Genomic DNA, 20158 nt, shown 5'->3' on the forward strand with positions numbered 1-20158 from the left:
CCGCGTGCCCGGGTCAGTCTTCGGGTTCGCCCGAGAGGATGCCGCGCAGCCAGTCGCGCGCCTCGACGAAGATGTCGTCGGCGTAGCGCTCGGGGTACTGCACGATCTGCCGGTCGGCCCGCGGGTACGAACCGAGGAACACCACGCGGGGACTGAAACGGCGGATGCCGAGCAGTGCGTCCGCCATGCGCTCGTGCTCGATGTGCCCGTCGGCGTCGAGCACGAAACGGTAGCGGCCGAGCTCGTCGCCGATCGGACGCGACTGGATGAGCGAGAGGTTGATGCCGCGGGTCGAGAACTGCTCGAGCATCTCGAGCAGGGAGCCGGGGTGATCGTTGGGCAGCTCGACGATCAGCGAGGTCTTGTCGGCGCCCGTGGGAGCCGGTGCCGTGGTGGTGCGGGTGACGAGCACGAAGCGCGTGACGGCCTGGGCGTTGTCGCCGATGTCCTGGGCCAGCACATCGACATCGAGATGCTTCACGACGCCGGGAGCGGCGATCGCCGCCTGCGCGGGAAGACCGCCGTCGAGCATGCCGACCGCCGAGGCGACATTGCTCGCCGCGGGCACGTGCGAGTGCGTCGGCAGGTGCTCGCCGAGCCAGCTGTGGCACTGCGCGTAGGCGACGGGGTGGGCCGCGATGACCTGCACATCGGCCAGCGTGGTGCCACGGGGCGCCACGAGCACGAAGTTGACCGGCACCAGGTACTCGCCGACGATCCGCAGGCCCGGCAGCGTGGCCAGTGCATCCTGCGTGGTCGAGACGCCGCCCTCGACCGAGTTCTCGATCGCGATCATCGCGGCGTCGCTGCGGCCCTCGAGCACGTCGGCGAGCGCCTCGCCGACGTTGTGCACGGCGCGCCAGTCCTGGCCTCGTGCTTCGGCGACCTGTTCGAGCGCCGCTTCGGTGAACGTTCCGGCAGGGCCGAGATAGCTGTAGGTGCGGCGTTCAGTCACGCGTTTCACCTTAGGGCACCGGTGGGGCGCAAGAAGATGCGCGGATGCCGAGATGGGGGCAGACTGTCTGCATGACGAGCCGTGCCGGTCTACCAGCCGAAGAATCCGATCTGATCGATGTCGATGAACTGATCGCCGCCTATTACGACCGCGTCCCGAATCCGGAGGTCGCCGCCGAACGCGTCGCCTTCGGCACCAGCGGGCACCGCGGCTCCTCCCTCTCGAACAGCTTCAACGAGAACCACATCCTGGCCACCACCCAGGCGATCGTCGACTACCGCGCGGGTCAGGGCATCACCGGCCCGCTGTTCCTCGGTCGCGACACGCACGCCCTCTCGCTTCCGGCCGAGCGGAGCGCCATCGAGGTGCTGGTCGCGAACGGCGTCGACGTGCGCGTGGACTCGCGTGACTCGTGGGTGCCGACGCCCGCGCTCAGCCACGCCATCCTCACCTTCAACCGCGACCTCGCACCGGATGCTCCCGGCCGCGCCGACGGCATCGTCGTCACCCCGTCGCACAACCCGCCCCGTGACGGCGGCTTCAAGTACAACCCGCCGCACGGTGGACCGGCCGACACCGACGCGACGGGCTGGATCGCCGACCGCGCCAACGAGCTGATCGCCGGCGGACTGGTCGACGTCAAGCGCGAGCGCTTCGCCGACGTCGACTGGGATGCGGTTCCCGGCTACGACTTCCGTGACGCCTACGTGCGGGACCTCGCGACGATCATCGACATCGACGCGATCCGCAACGCCGGCGTGCGCATCGGCGCCGACCCGCTGGGTGGCGCCTCGGTCGAGTACTGGGCGCTCATCAAAGAGGTGCACGGCCTCGACCTGACCGTCGTGAACCCCGAGGTCGACCCGACGTGGCGCTTCATGACGCTCGACTGGGACGAGAAGATCCGCATGGATCCGTCATCCCCCTCGGCGATGGCGTCGCTCGTCGCCAAGAAGGGCGACTACGACGTCCTGACCGGCAACGACGCGGATGCCGACCGCCACGGCATCGTCACCCCCGACGCCGGGCTGATGAACCCGAACCACTACCTCGCGGTCGCGATCGACTACCTGTTCTCGCACCGGGCCGAGTGGCCGCGCGACGCCGCGATCGGCAAGACGCTCGTGTCGTCGATGATCATCGACCGCGTCGCCGAGTCACTCGGACGACGCCTCCTCGAGGTGCCGGTCGGCTTCAAGTGGTTCGTGCCAGGGCTGCTCGACGGCTCGGTGGCGTTCGGCGGCGAGGAGTCGGCCGGAGCATCGTTCCTGCGCAAGGACGGCACCGTCTGGTCGACCGACAAGGACGGCATCCTGCTGTGCCTGCTCGCGGCCGAGATCATCGCCGTGACCGGCAAGACCCCGTCGGAGCGGTACGCCGAGCTGGAGCAGGCGTTCGGGGCATCCGCGTACCAGCGCGTCGACGCGCCCGCGACCCCCGCGCAGAAGGCGACGCTGGGCAAGCTGGCGCCGGATGCCGTCTCGGCGACGACCCTCGCGGGTGAGGAGATCACGGCCAAGCTGTCGCACGCTCCCGGCAACGGCGCGGCGATCGGCGGCCTCAAGGTGCAGACCGAGCACGCCTGGTTCGCCGCCCGCCCGTCGGGCACGGAGGACGTCTACAAGCTGTACGCCGAGAGCCTGCGTGGCCCCGAGCACCTCGCCGAGGTGCAGGCCGAGGCGCGAGCCGTCGTGTCGGCCGCCCTCGGCGGCTGAGTCTCGCCGATGCTCGCTCGGTCAGACCGACCGGGCGAGCAGTGCCCCGGCGTCGCGCAGCCAGCGAGCGGGTTCGGCGAGTGCGGCCTCGGACGAACCGGACAGCGTGGTCAGCGAAGCGGATGCCGCGAACAGCGCCGTGTCGGAGTCGTCCGTGATGCGCCCGGCAGCGAGCAGTGCGGTCGCCCCCGCCGCAGACGCGAGGCCGGCGATGAACGAGGGGACTTTGCCATCACCCGACTGCCCGTCGTACGAGCCCTCGCCGGTGATGACGATGTCGGCGTCGGCGATCGCGTCCGCGAGTCCGATGAGCTCTGCGACTTCGGCTGCTCCCGGAGCAAGCGTCGCACCCCACACGACCAGCGCGCCGCCCGTGCCGCCGGCCGCGCCGGTGCCGGGCACGGCGGGGTCGAGCGAGAGCAGGTCGGCCAGGCGCGCGAGCGCGGCATCCACCTGCGCGATGTCGTCGCCCGCGAGGCCCTTCTGCGGGCCGAACACCGCGGCGGCTCCGCGGGGGCCCACGAGCGGATTCGTCACGTCGGTGAGCACCCGCACTTCCGGGGCCGGGCGCAGACCGCTGAGGTCGACCGACGCGATGTCCGCGAGACCCCGGGCGCCGGGGGCGACCGGGTCGCCCGCGACGTCGAGGAAGCGGGCACCCAGCGATGACAGCATCCCGGTGCCGCCGTCGGTCGACGCGCTCGATCCGATGCCGACGACGAGACGCGAGACGCCGTGGTCGAGGGCCGCGGCGATGGCCTGGCCGAAGCCGGTGGTGTCGGCATCCCACGGGCGCAGCTCGTCGAGCAGCTCGATGCCCGAGGTCGAGGCCAGATCGACGACCGCGGTGCCGGCGGGAGCATCCGTCGTCGGCGGAAGCAGCAGCCAACTCGTCTCGATGCGGGCACCGGCAGGGCCGTCGACGACCACCGGGACACGGCGAGCGCCGGGCACCGCGGCCTCGAAGGCCGCGACGGTGCCCTCTCCTCCGTCGGCCATCGGGCGGTGCACGAAGTCGGCGGTGGGGTCGACCGACGCCCAGCCGTCGGCGAGGGATGCCGCCGCATCCGCCGCGGTGATCGTGCCCTTGAAGCTGTCGGGGGCGAGGACCACCCGGGTCATGCGAGGCCCGGGGTGCTCGCGCGCACGGCGACCTCGAGCGGCAGTGCCGCCTGCTCCCAGTCGGCGTCGACCGTCGCGCGGAAGGCCTGGTAGCCGACCTCGCTCAGCGGCACCCGCACGGTCGTGAGCGCCGGTGTCACGTCGCTGCTCGAGGGGACATCGTCGAAGCCGCACACCGCGATGTCGGTGCCGATCTCGCGTCCTGCGTCGCGGATCGCCGACATGGCGCCGATCGCGACGACGTCGCTCATGCCGAACACGAGAGTCCCCGGCTCGACCCCGTCGGCGAGTGCGCCGCTCATGGCCTGCACACCCGATTCGCGGCGGAAGTCGCCGCGGATCACCCGGTCGATCGTGCCGCCGCCGGACTCGAAGCCGGCACGGAACCCGGCGAGACGTTCATCGGAGGTCAGCACGCCCTCGGCCGCCGCGATCGCGATGGCCGAGCGGTAGCCGAGTGCCGCCATGCGCCGACCGAGCTCTTCGGCCCCGGCGCGGTTGTCGATCTCGACGTGCCGGTTCTCGGCGCTGCCCGCACCGAACGTGACGACGCGTCCGCCGAAGCGGGCGTACTCGGCCAGTTCGCGCGCGGTGTCGGAGTCGGTCGGCTCGTTCGTGCGGGAGGCCGCGAGGATGAGCCCCTGCGGCCGCTGTCCTCGGAGAGCCCGCACGATGCGCGCCTCGCGGGCCGGATCGCGCTCGGTGATCGCGATCGTGACGACGAGCCCCTGCTCGTCGGCTCCGCGGGCCACGCCGGCGGCGATCAGGCCGAAGTACGGGTCGGCGATGTCGGCGACCAGCAGCGCGATCACAGGAGAGGAGCCACGTGCTGTCGCCTGCGCCGACGCATTGGCCGTGTAGCCGAGCTCTGCGGCGGCCTGCTCGACCTTCTCGCGGAAGGATTCGGCGACCTTGCGCTCGGATCCGTTCAAGACGCGGGATGCCGTCGCGAGCGAGACACCGGCCTCACGGGCGACGTCGTGCAGGGTCGGGGCGGCGCCTCGCGCGTGACGCGGCTGACGCACGCGGGAAGGGCTTTCCGGCTGGCTCATGCCCCGAGCATACTGCGGGGGGACCGCGGGAACGGGGAGCGGAGAGGCATCGCGCAGCGGCGCGTCAGGGCGGGCACCGGGCCTCAGATCGACAGGTAGGAGCGGAGAGCCGCGGCCTCGCCCCGCAGCAGTGCCGGGTCGTCACCGGGGACGAACTCGAGCAGTGCATCCCTGGGCGGCCGAGAGGACGCCAGCGCCTCGGCGAAGAAGCGCGTCCACAGTGCATCCCTCGCCCGAAGCGGCAGGCGCTCCTGCGTGGGCCACCAGGAGAAGACGTGCGCTGCGGTCGTGTGCGCGGCGAGGTCGCGGTACTCGCCGAGCACGGTGTCGACGGTCGCGGCGACCGTCGGCTGCCAATAGGTGCTGAGTGCCGGGCTGTTCACGTCGGCGAGCAGTCGCAGTGTGGTCGGAGCCGTGTCGGCGAGCGTGCCCGAGTGGAATTCGAGGGCCAGGCCGATGCTCCGCTCCTCCGCTTCGGCTGCCGCATCGCGCATCCGGGAGACGACGTCGGCCCAGTGCTCGTCCGACGCCTCCGACGACCCGAGATGCCCGGCCCAGACGCGCACCCGGTCGACTCCGAGCGCCTCGGCGCTGTCGAGGACGGGCGTGAGCACCTCATCGGCCCCTGCCCGGAAGTACGACCCGTACGAGCACGACGTCAGCCCGGCATCCTCCGTGTCCGTGGCGACCTGCGCTGCCCGCTCGATGTCGCCGACCGGCACGTGCACGTCGGCACCCCACTCGATGACCTCGAGCCCGGCTTCGGCTGCGAGTCCGATGACCTCCTCGGCCTCGAGCGAACGGAAGGTCACCGAGCAGAGCCCGGGTCGGATCTTCGTCATGGGTTCATCCTCTCAAGGGGGCGGCAGGGCGTCTCGGGGGTTGCCTTGCGACCGATCTCCGCCTAGTGGTGCCGGAGGCACACGGATGACTGGAGACACACGGATGCCGGAGTCTGACCGGGCGCAGTCCGCGACTGTCGCCCGGTCAGCCCCGGCACGTCCCGTCAGCGCAGATGCGGCGAGACCGCGGCCCCGAAAGTCTCGGCCGTGCGTCGCACGACGTTCTCGGGAGCATCCGCCCAGATGTCGGCGTTGAAGATCTCGACCTCGATGTCGCGGTCGTATCCGGTCTCGATCACCGCACGGGTGAGCGAGCCGAAGTCGATCACGCCGTCGCCGGTGTAGTGCCGTGACAGCAGCACGTCGGCGGCGAGCGGGGTCTTCCAGTCGCACACCTGATAGGTCGCGATGCGGCCCTCTCGGCCGGCGCGGGCGATCTGCTCGAGCACCTGCGGGTCCCACCAGATGTGGAACGTGTCGACCGCCGCGCCGACCACATCGGCGTCGAAGTCGGCGGCGATGTCGAGCGCCTGGCCGAGGGTCGAGACGACGGCGCGGTCGGACGCATACATCGGATGCAGCGGCTCGATCGCGAGCGTCACGCCCGCCGCCTTCGCGTCGGTCGCGAGCACGCCGATCGCGTCGCGCACCCGCTCACGCGCGCCGATCAGGTCGCGCGAGCCGGCAGGCAGTCCCCCGGCGACGAGCACGAGCACGGCCGTCGATCCGTCGGCTCCCGCGGCGGCGAGGGTTGCGGTCTCCTCGATCGCGCGGCGGTTGTCGTCGAGTGCGGCGACGCGCTCCGGCCCCTCGGGGAGCGTGAAGAAGCCACCACGGCAGTGTGTCGTGAACCGCAGACCCGAGTCCGCGAGCATGCGCGCCGCGACGTCGAGCCCGACCTCGTTCACGGGCTCGCGCCACAGACCGATCGCCTGGATGCCGGCATCCGCCGTCACCCGCAGCGCGGTCGCGAGGTCGGCGTGCTTGACAGTGGCCTGATTGATCGACAGGCGAGGATCGACGGTCACAGGTCCACTCCGTTCAGGCGCAGCATCCCGTGCCAGCGCTCGCGCGCGAGTTCGGGGTTCTCGAGTGCGAGCGAGGCGTTCGCCAGCTCGACGATGCGGCTGAGGTGCGGGAGGCTGCGCGCCGAGTGCAGCCCGCCGACCATCTGGAACGCGGGCTGGTGCCCGTTGAGCCACGCGAGGAAGGCGACGCCCGTCTTGTAATAGAACGTCGGAGCCGCGAACACCTGACGGCTGAGCTCTTCTGTCGGACCGAGGATCTCGAGATAGCGCGCGGGATCTCCGCCGTCCAGCGCCTGGATCGCCGCGGACGCCACCGGGGTGATCGCCGCGAACGCGCCGAGCAGCGCGTCGGAGTGTCCATCGCCCTGGCCCACGGTGTCGCCGCCGATCAGGCCGACGTAGTTGAAGTCGTCTCCGGTGAACATGCGCACGCCCTGCGGAAGGCGTTCGCGCACCGAGATCTCGGACTCGGCGTTCAGCAGGCTCATCTTCACGCCCGCGACAACGTCGGGGTTCTCAGCGATCACGTCGAGCAGCACAGCGGATGCCGTCTGCCAGTCATCCGCTCCGAAGTAGCCGGCGAGCTCCGGGTCGAACGCGGTCCCGAGCCAGTGCAGCACGACCGGCACCGTGGCCGACGAGAGCACCTCGCGGTACACGCGACGGTAGTCGTCGGCGTTCTCGGCGACGCGAGCCAGGTGACGCGAGGCCATGAGCACCGGCCCTGCCCCCTGCTCCTCGGTGAAGTGCAGCTGCTCCTTGTAGGCGTCGATCACCTGGTCGAGCGAGATGTGCGACTCGGCGACGTGATCGGTGTTGACGCCGACCACGACCGAGCCGCCCTCTTCACGGGCGACCTCGGCGCTGCGCGAGATGAGCTCACGCGTCGCGGCGGCGTCGAGGCCCATGTTGCGCTGCGCGGTGTCCATGGCGTCGGCGACGCCGAGACCCCACGAGTAGACATTGCGGCGGAACGCGAGCGTCGAGTCCCAGTCGATGTCGGCAGGTTGCCCCGGGGTGTTGTCGGCGTGCACCTTCGGCACCACGTGGGCGGCGGCGTACGCGACACGGCTCACGAGCGGCGAGGCCGGACGGGAGTACCCGCCACCCTCGCGCAGCTCGGCATCCGTCACCGCGCCCGCGGCATCGAGAAGTCGGAGAGTGGTCATGCTCAGCCCAGCGTCAGCGGCGAGAGAGCGACCTTGCGGCCTTCGGCGCTGGAGGTCAGACCGGCCTCGGCGAACTGCACGCCGCGGGCACCCGAGAGCAGGTCGAAGGGGTACTTCGTGCCCTCGACGAACGAGATCAGGTACTCCTCCCACTGCTGACGGAAGCCGTTGATGAAGACGTCGTTCGTGGGCACGTTCTGCCAGTCGGTGTCGTAGTCGTGGCTGTCTTCGAGGTCCGGGTTCCACACGGGCTTCGGCGTCGCGTTGCGCGGCTGGATCTTGGCGCCGAAGAGTCCGACGACAGCCGATCCGTGAGTGCCGTCGACCTGGAACTCGACGAGCTCGTCGCGGTTGACGCGCACCGTCCAGCTGGAGTTGATCTCGGCGACGATGCCGCCCTCGATCTCGAAGATGCCGTATGCGGCGTCCTCTGCGGTGGCGGTGTAGTGCTCGCCGTTCTCGTCCCAGCGGTCGGCGATGTGCACGGCAGCCTGCGCGTAGACGCTCTTGACCTCGCCGAACAGGTTCTCGAGCACGTAGTTCCAGTGCGGGAACATGTCGACGATGATGCCGCCGCCGTCTTCGGTGCGGTAGTTCCAGCTCGGGCGCTGCGCGGGCTGCCAGTCACCCTCGAACACCCAGTATCCGAACTCGCCGCGCACCGACAGGATGCGGCCGAAGAAGCCCGAGTCGATCAGGCGCTTGAGCTTCTGCAGACCCGGCAGGTAGAGCTTGTCGTGCACGACGCCGGTCTTGACGCCGGCCTCATCGGCGAGACGCGCGAGCTCGAGAGCCTCTTCCAGCGACTCGGCGGTGGGCTTCTCGGTGTAGATGGCCTTGCCTGCGGCGATCGCCTTGCGGAGGGCCGAGGCACGGGCCTTGGTCACGAGGAAGTCGGCGTAGATCTCCCATTTCGGGTCGGCGAGCGCCGCGTCGAGATCGGTCGTGTAGTCCTCGATGCCGTGCTTCGCGGCGAGCTCGGCGAGCTTGGCCTCGTTGCGGCCGACCAGCAGGGGCTTCACCGTGATGCGGGATCCGTCGGGCAGCTCGATGCCGCCCGCGTCGCGGATCGCGAGGATCGAGCGCACGAGGTGCTGGCGGTAGCCCATGCGCCCGGAGACGCCGTTCATGATGATCCCGATCTCGCGGGTTGTCGCCTGTGACATTGCTGGTCCGTTCTCTTCTCTCAGATCCCGCATGCTCTGCGGGGAAACTCGTGTGTGCCATTCAGTGCGGGTAAGCGCTTTCCGACAGCATGCCATGCCGCGAGCCGGTGCGCAAGCGCAGGCGGAAAACGCTCTCCGGATCTACCAGGTCTGACTCCACCCGACACCCGCCCTCATGCGCTCAGCTCCATGTCGAGACGCGTGATCACCTGCGACGGCACCCCGCCGTGCAGCAGCGCCTCGACGTCGTCGAGCGCCGAGTCGGCCAGGCGCCGCGCCTCGTTGCCCATGGACCCGGCGATATGAGGGGTCAGAGCGACGTTCGGCAGCGTTCGCAGCGGCGAATCGGTCGGCAGCGGGTCGGGCTCGGTGACGTCGAGCACGGCATCCAGTCGTCCGGACTCGCACTCGGCGAGCAGCGCATCGTGGTCGAGGATCCACCCCCGAGCCGTGTTGATCACGGTGGCGCCGTCGTGGAGCGCCGCAAGCTCGGCCGCGCCGATCATGTGCCGGGTCTCGGGCAGCGCAGGCGCGTGCAGAGAGAGCACGTCGACCTGTCCGAGCATGTCGTCGAGGGGCAGCAGCTCCGCACCGGCGTCGGCCACCGCCTGCGCGGCGACGAACGGGTCGGCGACGATGATGCGGATGCCGTCGAGCTGCCCCAGCATCCGCACCACCCGGCGTCCGATCCGTGAGAACCCGACGATGCCGACCGTGCGACCGACGCTGCCGTAGCGGGTCGAGCCGACCAGGTCGCGCCATTCGACCACGGTCGACGGCGAGCGCATGTGCACGAAGGCACGTTTGAAGGCGAGGATGATCGTCGCGAACGTGTACTCGGCGACCGGTACGGCGTTGGCGTCGGCGGCCGAGGTGACGGTGATCCCCCGCTCCCACAGCTCGTCGGACACCAGCTGCTGCACACTGCCCGCCGCATGCACCACGGCGCGCAGCCGCGGCATCCGGTCGAGGAGCTCGGCGTCGAGACGCGGGGCTCCCCACGAGGTGAGCAGGATCTCGGTGTCGGCGAGGTCTCCCCCATCGATCGCCAGCTGCGGCGACGGAGCCAGCGCGCGCAGGCGCTGCAGACGCGCCTCATCGAAGAGCAGAGCGAACACCTCGGGACTCATCGCGGTGCGAACGGTCACGCGCGCACTCCTTCGAGCACGATGTCGGAATCGCGTGCGGTGTCGACATCGAGCACGGGCCGCAGTGTGTAGCGGCTGTTCGCCCACGCCACGTAGAGGGCAGGCGCGCAGGTCAGGCCGATCGCGATCGCGGGCATCGTGGTGAACAGTCCGATCTGCACACCGAGGACGACGAGCGACAGCGCCGTGAGGTACCAGCGCCGCACGCACAGGTAGAGCGCGGCTTTGACGATGTCGCGCATCCGCGCACCCGGCTCTTCGGCCAGCGCGACGAGCGCCACCAGAGCGGTCGCCACCGCGATCACGGTGAGCAGACCGAGCACCGGGACGATCATGACCGAGGCGGGCGACGCACTGACCGCGCGCACGTCGACGAGCAGCACCACCACGGATGCCGTCACCACCGCGCCGATCAGCAGGCCCTTGCGCGCCGTGGCCTTCCAGCCCCGGAGGAACGAGCGCACCACCTGGGGCTCGCCACGGCCGAACTCGCGGAACGCCGTGAATGCACCGGTCAGCGCCGGAGCGACCAGCGGAGCCGCGAGCGCCAGCAGCGGCCACGACAGCGCGGGATCGGTCGTGATCAGCAGCACCACGAGAGGTGACGCCGCGACGAGCACGAGGAAGTTGACCATCAGGCCCAGGTAGACGACTCCGAGGATCGTGGCCCAGGCGTCATGTGAGATGCGCTTCATCGGTCAGCCCTTCAGCCCGCTGGTGGCGATGCCCTCGACGAAGTACTTCTGCCCGAGCAGGAAGATGATCGCGATGGGCACGACCGAGATCGTGAGTCCGGCGAACAGCAGCGCATAGTTCGTGTCGAAGAGGTTCGAGACGAAGCTCTTGAGTCCGAGTTGGATCGTCCACAGGTCGGGGTTGCGCAGATAGATGAGCGGCCCGAGGTAGTCGTTCCAGGTGTTCACGAACGTGAGCAGGGTGAGGCTCGCGATGGCCGGCACCGACAGCGGCAGCATGATGCGCCGCCAGATGCCGTACTCGCTGAGCCCGTCGAGGCGCGCGGCCTCACTGAGTTCTTCCGGGATGGTCTCGTAGTACTGCTTCATGAGGAACACCCCGAAGGCGCCGAACGCCTGGAGCAGGATGATCGCCCACAGCGTGTTCGACACCTTCAGATTCGACAGCAGGATGAACTGCGGGATCATGTACGACTGCCACGGCACAGCGATCGTGCCGATGTAGACGAGGAACAGGATGTCGCGGCCGGCGAACTTCATGCGCGCGAAGCCGTAGGCGGCGAACGATCCGGTCAGCACCTGGAGGAACGTCACGCTGACAGCCAGGAACAGGGTATTGCGGATCCAGACGAGCATGTTCGACTTCGTCCAGATGTCGATGTAGTTCTGCCACACGAACGTCTCGGGTACCCAGACGACGGGCACCGAGAACACCTCGTTGGCGTTCTTCAGCGAGCTCATGACCATCCAGAAGAACGGTGCGAGCAGGCCGACCGCCGCGATGATCAGGGCGATGTAGCCGAGCGTGCGACCGACCGTCAGCCTGGTGCGCGCGCGGCCGACGGGGGCGGGGTCGCTGAGCTTGCGCAGCGTTCCCCCGGTGACGAGGACCTGGGTCTCGGTCATCATGCGCTCCGCTTCTTGTTCCAGAGGAACTGGCCGATGGTCACGAGGATGCAGAGGAAGAACAGCGCCACCGCGGCGGCGGACGCGTAGCCGAACTGCGACTCCTCGAAGCCCTTCTTGTAGATGAACTGCGACAGCACCAGGGTCGACTGGCCGGGGCCGCCGTCGGTCATGACGAGGATGAGGTCGAAGATCTTGAAGGAGTTGATGGTGAGCATCACGGTGACGAAGAACATGGTGGGCCGCAGCGAGGGGATCGTGACGTTCGTGAAGCGCTGCCACACGTTGGCGCCGTCGACGCGCGCGGCTTCGTGCAGCTCACGCGGCACGGTCTGCAGGCCCGCCAGGAACAGGATCATGTAGTAGCCCATGTCCCGCCAGGTGCTGACGATCACGACGGCGGGCATCGCCCACTCCGATGACGTGAGCCAGCCGGGAGGCTCGGAGATGCCGATCGCCCGGAGCACCTCGTTGATGGGCCCGTAGTCGGGACTGAAGAGCAGGTTCCACACCACGGCGATCGCGACGATCGAGGTGATGTAGGGGAAGAAGGCGGCGGTGCGGAAGAACGCGACGCCGCGCAGCTTGTTGTTGAGCAGCAGTGCGAGCCCGAGCGAGACGACGATCGTCAGCGGGATGTGCATCACCGAGTAGTAGATGGTGTTCCAGAACGCGATGTGGAAGCTGCCGTCGCCCATCAGGCGCTGGAAGTTCGCGAACCCCACCCAGTCGGCCTTGCCGAACACGTTCCAGTTCGTGAACGCCATGTAGAAGAGGATCAGCACCGGGAGCAGGGTCAGGAACCCGAATCCGATGAAGTTCGGCAGGATGAAGCTCCAGCCGATCAGGGCATTGCGGCGACGCAGTGCCGAGCGTCTGCGGGGCAGCTTCGTCTGCGGCGGGGCCGCGTCGCGGCTCGGGGCCTCGGTGGTGGTCATGTCTCTCGTCTCCTGGATGCTGCGCGAGGGCGATGTCGGGGGCCGGCCGGCGGCCGACCCCCGAGTGGATCAGCCGACCTCGTTCTTCACGCGGTCCTCGGCCGTCTTGATGGCGTCGTCGACCGAGGTCGATCCCGACATGACGGCGGTGTGCAGGTCGGCGAGGATCCCCTGGATCGTCGCCGTCTTGCTCGACGTGGGGTTCTCGGGGAGCACCTCGTGCGTCGACCAGGCGAACTTCGACAGATCGTCCGTCGGCGCACCCTCGACCGCGAAGTAGGACTCGACGACGGCGTCGTTCGTGAGCGCCGGGGTGATCCCGATCTCGGCGAGAGCCTGCGCGCCCTCCTCGGATGCGGCGAACTCGAGGAACTCCTTGGCGGCGTCGACCTTGGCGGAGTCGATGTTCGCGTTGATGCCGAAGCCCGTCGGGTCGCCGAACGTCACCGGGGTGTTGTCGGTGCCCGTGGTCTTCTCGTCGAGCTGCGGTGCGGGCGCGATGCCCCACTCGAAGTCGTTCGCCTCGCCCGATGCCTGCTGCGCGATGAGCGTCGCGGTGTACCAGGTGCCCATCAGCATCATTGCGGCCTTCTGCGTGCCGAACTCGCCCTGGTAGGTGAGCTGGTTGGCGGTCGAGGTGTTGAAGTCGACCTGGTCGCCGGCATCCTGCAGCGCGAGCGTGTTGTCGTAGTAGTCCTTCATGTTGCTGAAGTCGCCGTCGAGCACGCTGGTGTCGGTCTGCGCGTTCGCGAAGCCCTGCACGGTCGACTGCCAGCGGTGCAGGTACGTGCCCTTGGAGGCGTCGGTGGTGAGCGCCTCCGCGGCATCCGCGTAGTCATCCCACGTCCACGATCCGTCGGGCTCGGCGACGCCGGCCGCCTCGAAGAGCGCCTTGTTGTAGAAGAGCACCCAGGAGTCCTGGCGGTACGGCACGGCGTAGGCGGCGCCGTCGACCTCGTAGGAGTCCGCGCCGCTGATGCCGTCGGGCAGCGCCACGTCCGAGACGTCGAGCAGCTGGCCTCCCTCCTGGAAGGTCGTGACGTACTTGACCTCCTTCTGCGTGATGATGTCGGGGCCGGACCCTGCGGCGAGGTCGGCCGTGACGAGGGTGTTGTACTCGGCCGCGTCGTATTCCTTGAGCTCGATCTTGACGTTCGGGTGGTCCTTGGTGAACGCGTCGGCGAGCGTCTGGAACTCGGGGGTGGTGTCGATGCTCCAGCCCGAGAGCGTGAGCGTGACGGGGGCGTCGGGGTCGGTGCTCTCTCCGGCGTCGCTGCTGCCGGAGCAGCCTGCGAGGGCGAGGGCCGCGACGGCGGCGATGCTGCCGGCGGCGAGGATCTTGCGGTTCATGGGGATACTGCTCCTTTGCAATGGCGGGTGCCCGGATGGGGCGGGATGACGGGTCGGGATGACGGCTCAGGCGAGCCGGTGTTCGGTGGTGGTGGAATCGGGCCACACGACGGCGACGTCGTCGCCGTCGATGCGGACGGTGGGGGCGGATGCCGCGGCGCGGTCGGACAGGTGCACCGCGGTCGCGATCCACTCACCCGTCGACACCGGGTACGTGACGACGGGCACGGAGGCGGCTGCGCCGAGCGGGCTCGCGTCGCGCCGGTTCTCGATCGAGGGCGCTCCCCCGGGCGTGAGTGCGGCGATGGTGCTGTGGCGACCGCGGGCGCTCGCGGCGGCCACGTTCTCGGAGACGGTGTCGTCGACGGCATCTGCGGCGAGCGCCCAGCCTCCGATGCGCAGGGCGGTGGGGGCGGCATCCGCCTCGATCCGGTCGATGCGCACGACTCGCACCTCCCATGCACCGCGCACGATCGACCAGGTGGTGACGGTGCCCGCGATCTCGACCTCGCCCGTGATGCCGGAGCCGTGTCGGGTCTGGGTCGCGTCCGGTGCGATCCAGTGCGCGGTCGCCTCGGACCCGGCGATCGCCGCATCCCCGTCGCGCCGGATGCCCTGCACGCGCATGCCGGCACGATGCGTCGCCCGGCCGTCGGCGTGCAGCAGTGCGACCGACTGCTCGAGCGGCTCTGCCCAGGCGTCGCCGTTCAGCAGCGGGCTCGCAGCCGTCGAGTAGCCGAGGCGCGCGTAGAGCGGCGAGTCCCCGACGAGGTCACCGGGTCGGGCGTGGTCGGCTCCGTGGTTGATCACCCGGACGATGCCGTCGTCGCTCGTCGCGGAGATGATCCACGCGGGGGCTTCGACGACCCGGAGGACGTCTGCGCTCTCGACGGGCAGCCGCTCGGCGGGCGCCGACCACACCGGGTGGTCAGCGGGGAGAGCGATGCCGAGCAGGCCCTTCGATGCCCAGTACGGGGATCCGGTGCCGGAGTAGTTCTGCGCGAGCCGGCGCCACTCGTCGTGCCACCCGAGGTCGAGGAGCCCCTGATCATTGGGGGCGCCGTTCTCGGCGAAGTGGCGGACGATGGAGGATGCCGCGCGGCGCAGCTGCGCGGCCGGGACCGACGGGACCTCGGCGATGACGCCGGCCCAGTAGGGGGCTGCCGCGGCGAAGCGGTAGACGAGGCTGCGACCCTGGATCAACGGAGCACCGTCGGCACCGACGAGCGCGATCGCGTCCTGCAGGAAGGTGTCGAGGCGGGCGAGATCGCCCGCGGTCCGACCGCCCGCGAGCTCGGTGGCGCCCTGCATCCGCGACCACAGCACAGGGTAGAGGTGAAGGGCCCAGCCGACGTAGTGGTCGTACGAGCGGTCGTCGCCGTCGGAGATCCACCCGCCCTCGCGGAGGAACGAGTCGTGCTGCGCGAGGTCCTGATCGATGTCGGCCTGCGACCACGGGCCGCCCACCGAGCGCAGGAAGGTCTGCACGACGACGCGGAACCACAGCCAGTTGTTCTTCGGGTAGCTGTCGTCGCCCACGACGGGGGCGAGGTAGTCGATCATGCGGTGCTGAGTGGTCTCGTCGAGGCGATCCCAGATCCAGGGGCGCGTCATGTCGAGGATCAGGGCGATCGACGCCGCCTCGACCTTGGCCTGTGCATGCTCGTCGAGTCGCACCCACCGGTCGGGGCTCGCAGGATCGACCCCGGCCACGATGCCGCGCGAGTAGAAGTCGATGAGGTCGTCGACCCCGTCGCCGCGTGCCCCCGCGATACGGAAGCCCGCGAGCAGGAAGCTGCGCACGAATCCCTCGAGGCCGTCGACATCGATGCCGTATCCGCCCGAGGCGCCGGGCAGGGTGATGCGGGCGTTGTTCTCGGAAGCCCACGGACGCACGGCCGCGAGCAGTCGGTCGGCGTACGCGATCAGATCGTCGCGAGACCACTCCGAATCACGGGGGCTCACAGCGGTCGCTGCACCGGTGCGCTCGTACGCCACAGGGTTCTCCTTTGAAGACTGCTTCGAGATGGACCGCGACGGATGCCGTCTCTTTGCGATCGTTGGGAGATTATCACCGCATTTCGATCAAGACAAGACTTAAATAAAGCTAGATCGATCATTTTCGATCAGTTATGCTGAGTGCGTGAACACGCTCCCCGCGCCGACCGCCGATGATCGCGCCGCCTGGTCGCACATCGATGCGGCCGATCTGCGCGCCCGCGCCGACGCCGACCTCGGCACGGCCTGGCCGCAGCCTCTCGCCAGTCAGGCAGCCCGCGTGCACCGAGACGGCGATCGCGTCCCCTGGGAGAATCCGGCCTTCGCCCGCCAGCACCGACTCAGTCGCGCCGTCGTCGCCGCGGCCGTGACTCTCGACGATCAGTGGATCGACGAGGTCGTCGACGGGGTGCAGCTGCTGTGCGAGCAGAGCTCATGGTGCTGGCCGGCCCACGACGACACGTTCGACAGGCACGGCAGCGTGCTCGCTACCGTCACCGATCCCTTCCTCGACCTCGGCGCCGGTGAGGTCGTCGCCCAGCTCGCGTGGATCGACCATGTGCTCGGCACGCAGCTCGATGCCCGCGCCCCCGGCATCCGCTCCCGCATCCGGCATGAGGCGCAGGTGCGCGTCTTCCGTCCCTTCATCGAGCGCCGCGACTGGCACTGGCTGGGCCTCGACGGCGATGTGCACAACTGGAATCCGTGGATCCACTCGGCAGTCCTCACCGCGGCCGTGCAACTGCACGAGCACCCCGACCACCTCATCGACCTGGTCGTCGAGGGACTCGACCGGTACCTCGTCTCGCTGCCCGACGACGGCGCGATCGACGAGGGCTATTCGTACTGGTGGAACGGGGCCTGCCGCGCGCTCGAGGCGCTCGACCTGCTCGAGTACGCGACGGACCGCTCGCGCCGCGACCTCGTCGGCCTGCGCGAGACCGTCGCGTTTCCGCATCGCTGCCACCTCGGCGGCGACTGGTACGCCAACCTCGCAGACGGGCAGGCTCGCCCGCCTGCAGATCTCCCCTGGCATGCCCTGCACCGCGCCGCCCGACGGATCGGCGATGCGGATGCCGCGGCCCACGCCGCCTCGCACCGCGCCGCACCTCCGTCGGAGTTCGCCGGTCTCGGGCGTCTCGTGCAGGAGCTGACCGATGCCGACTGGCTCGCCGCTGCCCCCGCCGCCTCTCCCCTGCCGCGGGACGTGTGGCTGCCCTCGACGCAGGTGCTGCTCGCCCGCGAACAGGCAGGATCGGCCGCTGGTCTCGGCCTCGTGGTCAAGGGCGGGCACAACGCCGAGCACCACAACCACAACGACGTCGGCTCGTTCATCGTGACGTCCGACGGGGTTCCCGTGATCGTCGACGCGGGGCGTCCGACGTACACGAAGGCCACGTTCGGGCCCGACCGATACGAGATCTGGACCATGCAGAGCGCGTGGCACAACACCCCCACGATCGCCGGCGTCGATCAGTCGCCGGGGCGGGAGTTCGCGGCATCCGAGGTCGAGGCCTCGGTGACGGATGCCGTGTCGTCGCTGTCGCTCGACCTCGGCGCCACGTACGCGCTCGACGAGCTCGCGTGGCGGCGGACCGCCGCCCTCGACCGTACGGAGAGGGTCGTGCGGGTCTCCGACGCGTGGCACGGCCCCCTCTCAGACGGCCCGACCACCCTCAACCTCGTCGTCGCCGGCACCGTATCCGCCCTCGATGACGGCATTCGTGTCGTGCCGCTCGACGGGGCGACGCCCGTCGTGATCCGGTGGGCCGCCGGCATCCGTTCCGCTCACACGGTGCGCCTGCTCGACGACCCGATGCTGAGCGATGTGTGGGGCGAGCGACTCACCCGCATCGAACTGGACGTGAGCGCGCACGATCGCGCGTGGATCACGGTAGAAAGAGACGACGCCACCCCGGGGACGGGTGACAGCGAGGACGACCGATGACCGATCAGCAGCACGCTCCGCTCGCGCCCGCGCGTCACGCGCACATCCTCGCCGCCCTCGAACGCGACGGGATCGTGCGGGTCTCGCGCCTGACCGAAGAGCTCGGGGTCGCGCCCGTGACGCTGCGTCGCGACCTTCAGCAGCTCGAAGAGGAAGGGCGTCTCGAGCGGGTGCACGGCGGCGCCGTCTCGGCGCAGACGCCGGATGCGGAGGAGCCGGTGCCCGCGCAGGTCGGCGGTGCGATCGGCGTGCTGGTGCCGTCGCTCGCGTACTACTGGCCGGGCGTCGTACGGGGCATGGAGGCCGAGGCACGCAAGCGCGGGCTTCGCCTGGTGCTGCGCGGAGCCTCGTACGAGCTGCAGGACGAGCGCCCGGTACTCGAGCGCCTCATCGCCTCCGACGACATCCGCGGACTGATCGTCGCGCCCAACCCCGACGTGACCCACGCGCAGGACGTGGTGCAGTGGCTCGACGCCTCCGGCGTTCCGGCGGTGTTCGTCGAGCGCGACGCCGTGGTGCTCCCCGACCGCGCGCCCGTCGAGAACGTCACCACCGACCACGCCCTGGGCGCCGTGCTCGCCGCACGCCACCTCGCCAGCCTCGGCCACCGTCGCATCGGCCTCATCCTGTCGCGGGAATCGCCCACCGGCCGCAAGATCGTCACCGGATGGGCGACGGCCTGCGAGGAACTCGGGCTCGCACCGGACGACCACTTCGAGAGCCTCTTCCCGGACCGCAACGGGCCGGGCTTCGCGACCGCCGTCAACGCCGCCATCGACAAGGCACTCGACGCCGGAGTGACGGGACTGCTCATCCACTCCGACCCGGAGGCCATGGCGTTCATCGACATCGCCCTGAACCGCGGGCTCTCGGTGCCCGAAGACCTCTCGGTCGTCGCCTACGACGACGAGGTCGCTCAGTTGTTCACCCCCGCACTCAGCGCGGTCAGCCCTCCGCGTGCCGCCGTCGGAGCCGCCGCGATCGACCTTCTCGCCAAGCGCATCGCCGACCCCACGCGTCCGGTGCATCGCGTGTCGCTGAGCCCGACGATGCACGCCAGGGAGTCGTCGGCGCCTCCGGCCTGACGTCAGCGGGTGCTGGCCCGCTCGACCAGGAGCGTCGGCACCACAGCGGATGCTTCCGCACCCGGCGTGCCCTCGATCTCGGCGACGAGCAGGTCGACTGCGCGGTGCGCGAGAGCGGTGAAGTCCTGACGGATCGTGGTCAGCGGCGGGCGATAGTTGGCGGCATCCGGCACGTCGTCGAAGCCGATCACGCTGACGTCGTCGGGAACCCGGCGCCCCGCCTGGGCGAGCGCGCGCAGCAGTCCCAGCGCCATCTGGTCGTTGGCGCAGAAGACGGCGGATGCTGCGCCGAGCGCGTCGCCCGCAGCGAACCCGGCTTCAGCAGACCAGTCACCACGGACGATCATCGGGGGCTCGAGGCCCGCGGCGAGAAGGGTCTCACGCCAGCCGCGCTCGCGCTCGGACGCGGCGAACGAATCGACAGGGCCCGCGAGATGGTGCACGGTCTCGTGTCCGAGGGCCAGCAGATACGCGGTCGCTGCGGAGGCACCGCCGACATGGTCGCTGTGCACGACGGCGAGGTCGGCCGCCCCCGGGGCGTCGACGACCACGAGCCGCAGTCCGGCCGGCCGCTCGGCCGCCGGCATCAGGGCCGAGGCCTCGTTCAGCACGATGGCGCCGTCGACCTCCTGCTCGGCGAGGCGCTCGAACGCGTCGGCGACGTTCTCGCCCGCGGTCACGAGGGTGAGGGCGTAGCCACGCTCGGCTGCGGCCTCGGCCGTGGCCTGCAGCATGCGCGAGTTGCCGACCGTCGCGAGCGTGGTGACGACGAGTCCGATGGTCTGCGAGCGGCCGGTGCGCAGTGCCCGCGCCGCGCGATGGGGCCGATACCCGAGCTCGACCATGGCCTTCTCGACGCGCTCGCGGGTGATCGGGTCGACGCGGGGACTGTCGTTGACGACGCGCGAGACCGTCTGGCCGGAGACCCCGGCACGGGAGGCGACCATCGCCATCGACACGCGGCCGGACGAGGGGCGTCGGCGGCGGGGCCTGCTGGGCTCGCGCACGAGGTCGTCATCCACCGCATGCACCTCATCTCGC

Annotated in this window: 17 protein-coding genes; 3 read left to right on the forward strand and 14 right to left on the reverse strand. The window is 69.9% G+C overall.

Translation table 11 applies throughout. The annotated features are described in order from the left end of the window. Positions 1-13: 13 nt before the first annotated feature. Complete coding sequence (gene pheA / locus ASF80_RS17330) at positions 14-964, reverse strand: prephenate dehydratase (protein WP_056313374.1); 951 nt, start codon at positions 962-964, stop codon at positions 14-16. 62 nt (positions 965-1026) lie between these two features. Here pheA and pgm point away from each other — a divergent pair, with 62 nt between their 5' ends. Continuing rightward, positions 1027-2670: a phosphoglucomutase (alpha-D-glucose-1,6-bisphosphate-dependent) gene (gene pgm / locus ASF80_RS17335; RefSeq protein ID WP_056313376.1), complete on the forward strand. Its 1644-nt coding sequence runs from the start codon at positions 1027-1029 to the stop codon at positions 2668-2670. A 21-nt stretch (positions 2671-2691) separates the two neighbouring features. Here pgm and ASF80_RS17340 read toward each other — a convergent pair whose 3' ends face one another. The 12 genes from ASF80_RS17340 to ASF80_RS17395 form a co-directional block, all read right to left on the reverse strand. Next, positions 2692-3792: a glycerate kinase gene (locus ASF80_RS17340; RefSeq protein ID WP_056313379.1), complete on the reverse strand. Its 1101-nt coding sequence runs from the start codon at positions 3790-3792 to the stop codon at positions 2692-2694. After that, the gene (locus ASF80_RS17345) at positions 3789-4844 is read right to left on the reverse strand and encodes a LacI family DNA-binding transcriptional regulator (RefSeq protein WP_082488450.1); all 1056 of its coding nucleotides are present in this window, start codon (positions 4842-4844) and stop codon (positions 3789-3791) included. The genes ASF80_RS17340 and ASF80_RS17345 overlap by 4 nt, the downstream gene beginning before the upstream one ends. 83 nt (positions 4845-4927) lie before the next feature. After that, entirely contained in the window at positions 4928-5686 is a 759-nt protein-coding gene (locus ASF80_RS17350; RefSeq protein ID WP_056313383.1) for a sugar phosphate isomerase/epimerase family protein, read from the reverse strand. A 164-nt stretch (positions 5687-5850) separates the two neighbouring features. Next, positions 5851-6714, reverse strand: coding sequence for a sugar phosphate isomerase/epimerase family protein (locus ASF80_RS17355; RefSeq protein ID WP_056313385.1), 864 nt, complete (start codon positions 6712-6714; stop codon positions 5851-5853). Beyond that, the gene (locus ASF80_RS17360) at positions 6711-7883 is read right to left on the reverse strand and encodes a dihydrodipicolinate synthase family protein (protein ID WP_056313386.1); all 1173 of its coding nucleotides are present in this window, start codon (positions 7881-7883) and stop codon (positions 6711-6713) included. Before ASF80_RS17360 ends, ASF80_RS17355 begins: the two co-directional genes overlap by 4 nt. 2 nt (positions 7884-7885) lie before the next feature. Then, complete coding sequence (locus ASF80_RS17365) at positions 7886-9049, reverse strand: Gfo/Idh/MocA family protein (protein WP_056313387.1); 1164 nt, start codon at positions 9047-9049, stop codon at positions 7886-7888. A gap of 173 nt (positions 9050-9222) precedes the next feature. Then, positions 9223-10197, reverse strand: coding sequence for a hydroxyacid dehydrogenase (locus ASF80_RS17370; RefSeq protein ID WP_235560037.1), 975 nt, complete (start codon positions 10195-10197; stop codon positions 9223-9225). Beyond that, positions 10194-10892 (reverse strand): DUF624 domain-containing protein, encoded by a 699-nt coding sequence (locus ASF80_RS17375; protein WP_056313389.1) that lies wholly within the window; start codon positions 10890-10892, stop codon positions 10194-10196. Before ASF80_RS17375 ends, ASF80_RS17370 begins: the two co-directional genes overlap by 4 nt. Before the next feature lie 3 nt (positions 10893-10895). Further along, positions 10896-11801, reverse strand: a complete 906-nt coding sequence (locus ASF80_RS17380; RefSeq protein WP_120493840.1) for a carbohydrate ABC transporter permease — start codon at positions 11799-11801, stop codon at positions 10896-10898. After that, a complete protein-coding gene (locus tag ASF80_RS17385; RefSeq protein WP_056313394.1) occupies positions 11798-12736 on the reverse strand; it encodes a carbohydrate ABC transporter permease in 939 nt (312 codons plus the stop codon). Before ASF80_RS17385 ends, ASF80_RS17380 begins: the two co-directional genes overlap by 4 nt. A 69-nt stretch (positions 12737-12805) precedes the next feature. Further along, positions 12806-14086: an ABC transporter substrate-binding protein gene (locus tag ASF80_RS17390; RefSeq protein WP_056313396.1), complete on the reverse strand. Its 1281-nt coding sequence runs from the start codon at positions 14084-14086 to the stop codon at positions 12806-12808. A 66-nt stretch (positions 14087-14152) separates the two neighbouring features. Beyond that, positions 14153-16084 carry a DUF2264 domain-containing protein gene (locus ASF80_RS17395; RefSeq protein ID WP_056313398.1) on the reverse strand — a complete coding sequence of 644 codons (1932 nt, stop codon included), beginning with the start codon at positions 16082-16084 and terminating at the stop codon, positions 14153-14155. A gap of 145 nt (positions 16085-16229) precedes the next feature. Between ASF80_RS17395 and ASF80_RS17400 the strand changes: the two genes are divergently transcribed. Together ASF80_RS17400 and ASF80_RS17405 are read left to right on the forward strand one after the other, a co-directional pair. After that, positions 16230-18032 (forward strand): heparinase II/III domain-containing protein, encoded by a 1803-nt coding sequence (locus ASF80_RS17400; protein ID WP_056313400.1) that lies wholly within the window; start codon positions 16230-16232, stop codon positions 18030-18032. After that, on the forward strand, positions 18029-19117 hold the full coding sequence (locus ASF80_RS17405) for a substrate-binding domain-containing protein (protein WP_056313402.1): 1089 nt from the start codon (positions 18029-18031) through the stop codon (positions 19115-19117). The genes ASF80_RS17400 and ASF80_RS17405 overlap by 4 nt, the downstream gene beginning before the upstream one ends. A gap of 2 nt (positions 19118-19119) precedes the next feature. Here ASF80_RS17405 and ASF80_RS17410 read toward each other — a convergent pair whose 3' ends face one another. Then, positions 19120-20070, reverse strand: a complete 951-nt coding sequence (locus ASF80_RS17410) for a LacI family DNA-binding transcriptional regulator (protein ID WP_056313726.1) — start codon at positions 20068-20070, stop codon at positions 19120-19122. Positions 20071-20158: the final 88 nt, after the last annotated feature.

It is taken from the genome of Microbacterium sp. Leaf159 (genome assembly GCF_001423615.1).
In the GTDB taxonomy this organism is placed as follows: domain Bacteria; phylum Actinomycetota; class Actinomycetes; order Actinomycetales; family Microbacteriaceae; genus Microbacterium.

Excerpts from the sequence above, each read along its gene's own strand:
- pgm (WP_056313376.1), top strand. The coding sequence starts at position 1,027 with ATGACGAGCCGTGCCGGTCTACCAGCCGAAGAATCCGATCTGATCGAT.
- ASF80_RS17340 (WP_056313379.1), bottom strand. The coding sequence starts at position 3,792 with ATGACCCGGGTGGTCCTCGCCCCCGACAGCTTCAAGGGCACGATCACC.
- ASF80_RS17345 (WP_082488450.1), bottom strand. The coding sequence starts at position 4,844 with ATGAGCCAGCCGGAAAGCCCTTCCCGCGTGCGTCAGCCGCGTCACGCG.
- ASF80_RS17350 (WP_056313383.1), bottom strand. The coding sequence starts at position 5,686 with ATGACGAAGATCCGACCCGGGCTCTGCTCGGTGACCTTCCGTTCGCTC.
- ASF80_RS17360 (WP_056313386.1), bottom strand. The coding sequence starts at position 7,883 with ATGACCACTCTCCGACTTCTCGATGCCGCGGGCGCGGTGACGGATGCC.
- ASF80_RS17365 (WP_056313387.1), bottom strand. The coding sequence starts at position 9,049 with ATGTCACAGGCGACAACCCGCGAGATCGGGATCATCATGAACGGCGTC.
- ASF80_RS17375 (WP_056313389.1), bottom strand. The coding sequence starts at position 10,892 with ATGAAGCGCATCTCACATGACGCCTGGGCCACGATCCTCGGAGTCGTC.
- ASF80_RS17380 (WP_120493840.1), bottom strand. The coding sequence starts at position 11,801 with ATGATGACCGAGACCCAGGTCCTCGTCACCGGGGGAACGCTGCGCAAG.
- ASF80_RS17385 (WP_056313394.1), bottom strand. The coding sequence starts at position 12,736 with ATGACCACCACCGAGGCCCCGAGCCGCGACGCGGCCCCGCCGCAGACG.
- ASF80_RS17390 (WP_056313396.1), bottom strand. The coding sequence starts at position 14,086 with ATGAACCGCAAGATCCTCGCCGCCGGCAGCATCGCCGCCGTCGCGGCC.
- ASF80_RS17405 (WP_056313402.1), top strand. The coding sequence starts at position 18,029 with ATGACCGATCAGCAGCACGCTCCGCTCGCGCCCGCGCGTCACGCGCAC.
- ASF80_RS17410 (WP_056313726.1), bottom strand. The coding sequence starts at position 20,070 with ATGGCGATGGTCGCCTCCCGTGCCGGGGTCTCCGGCCAGACGGTCTCG.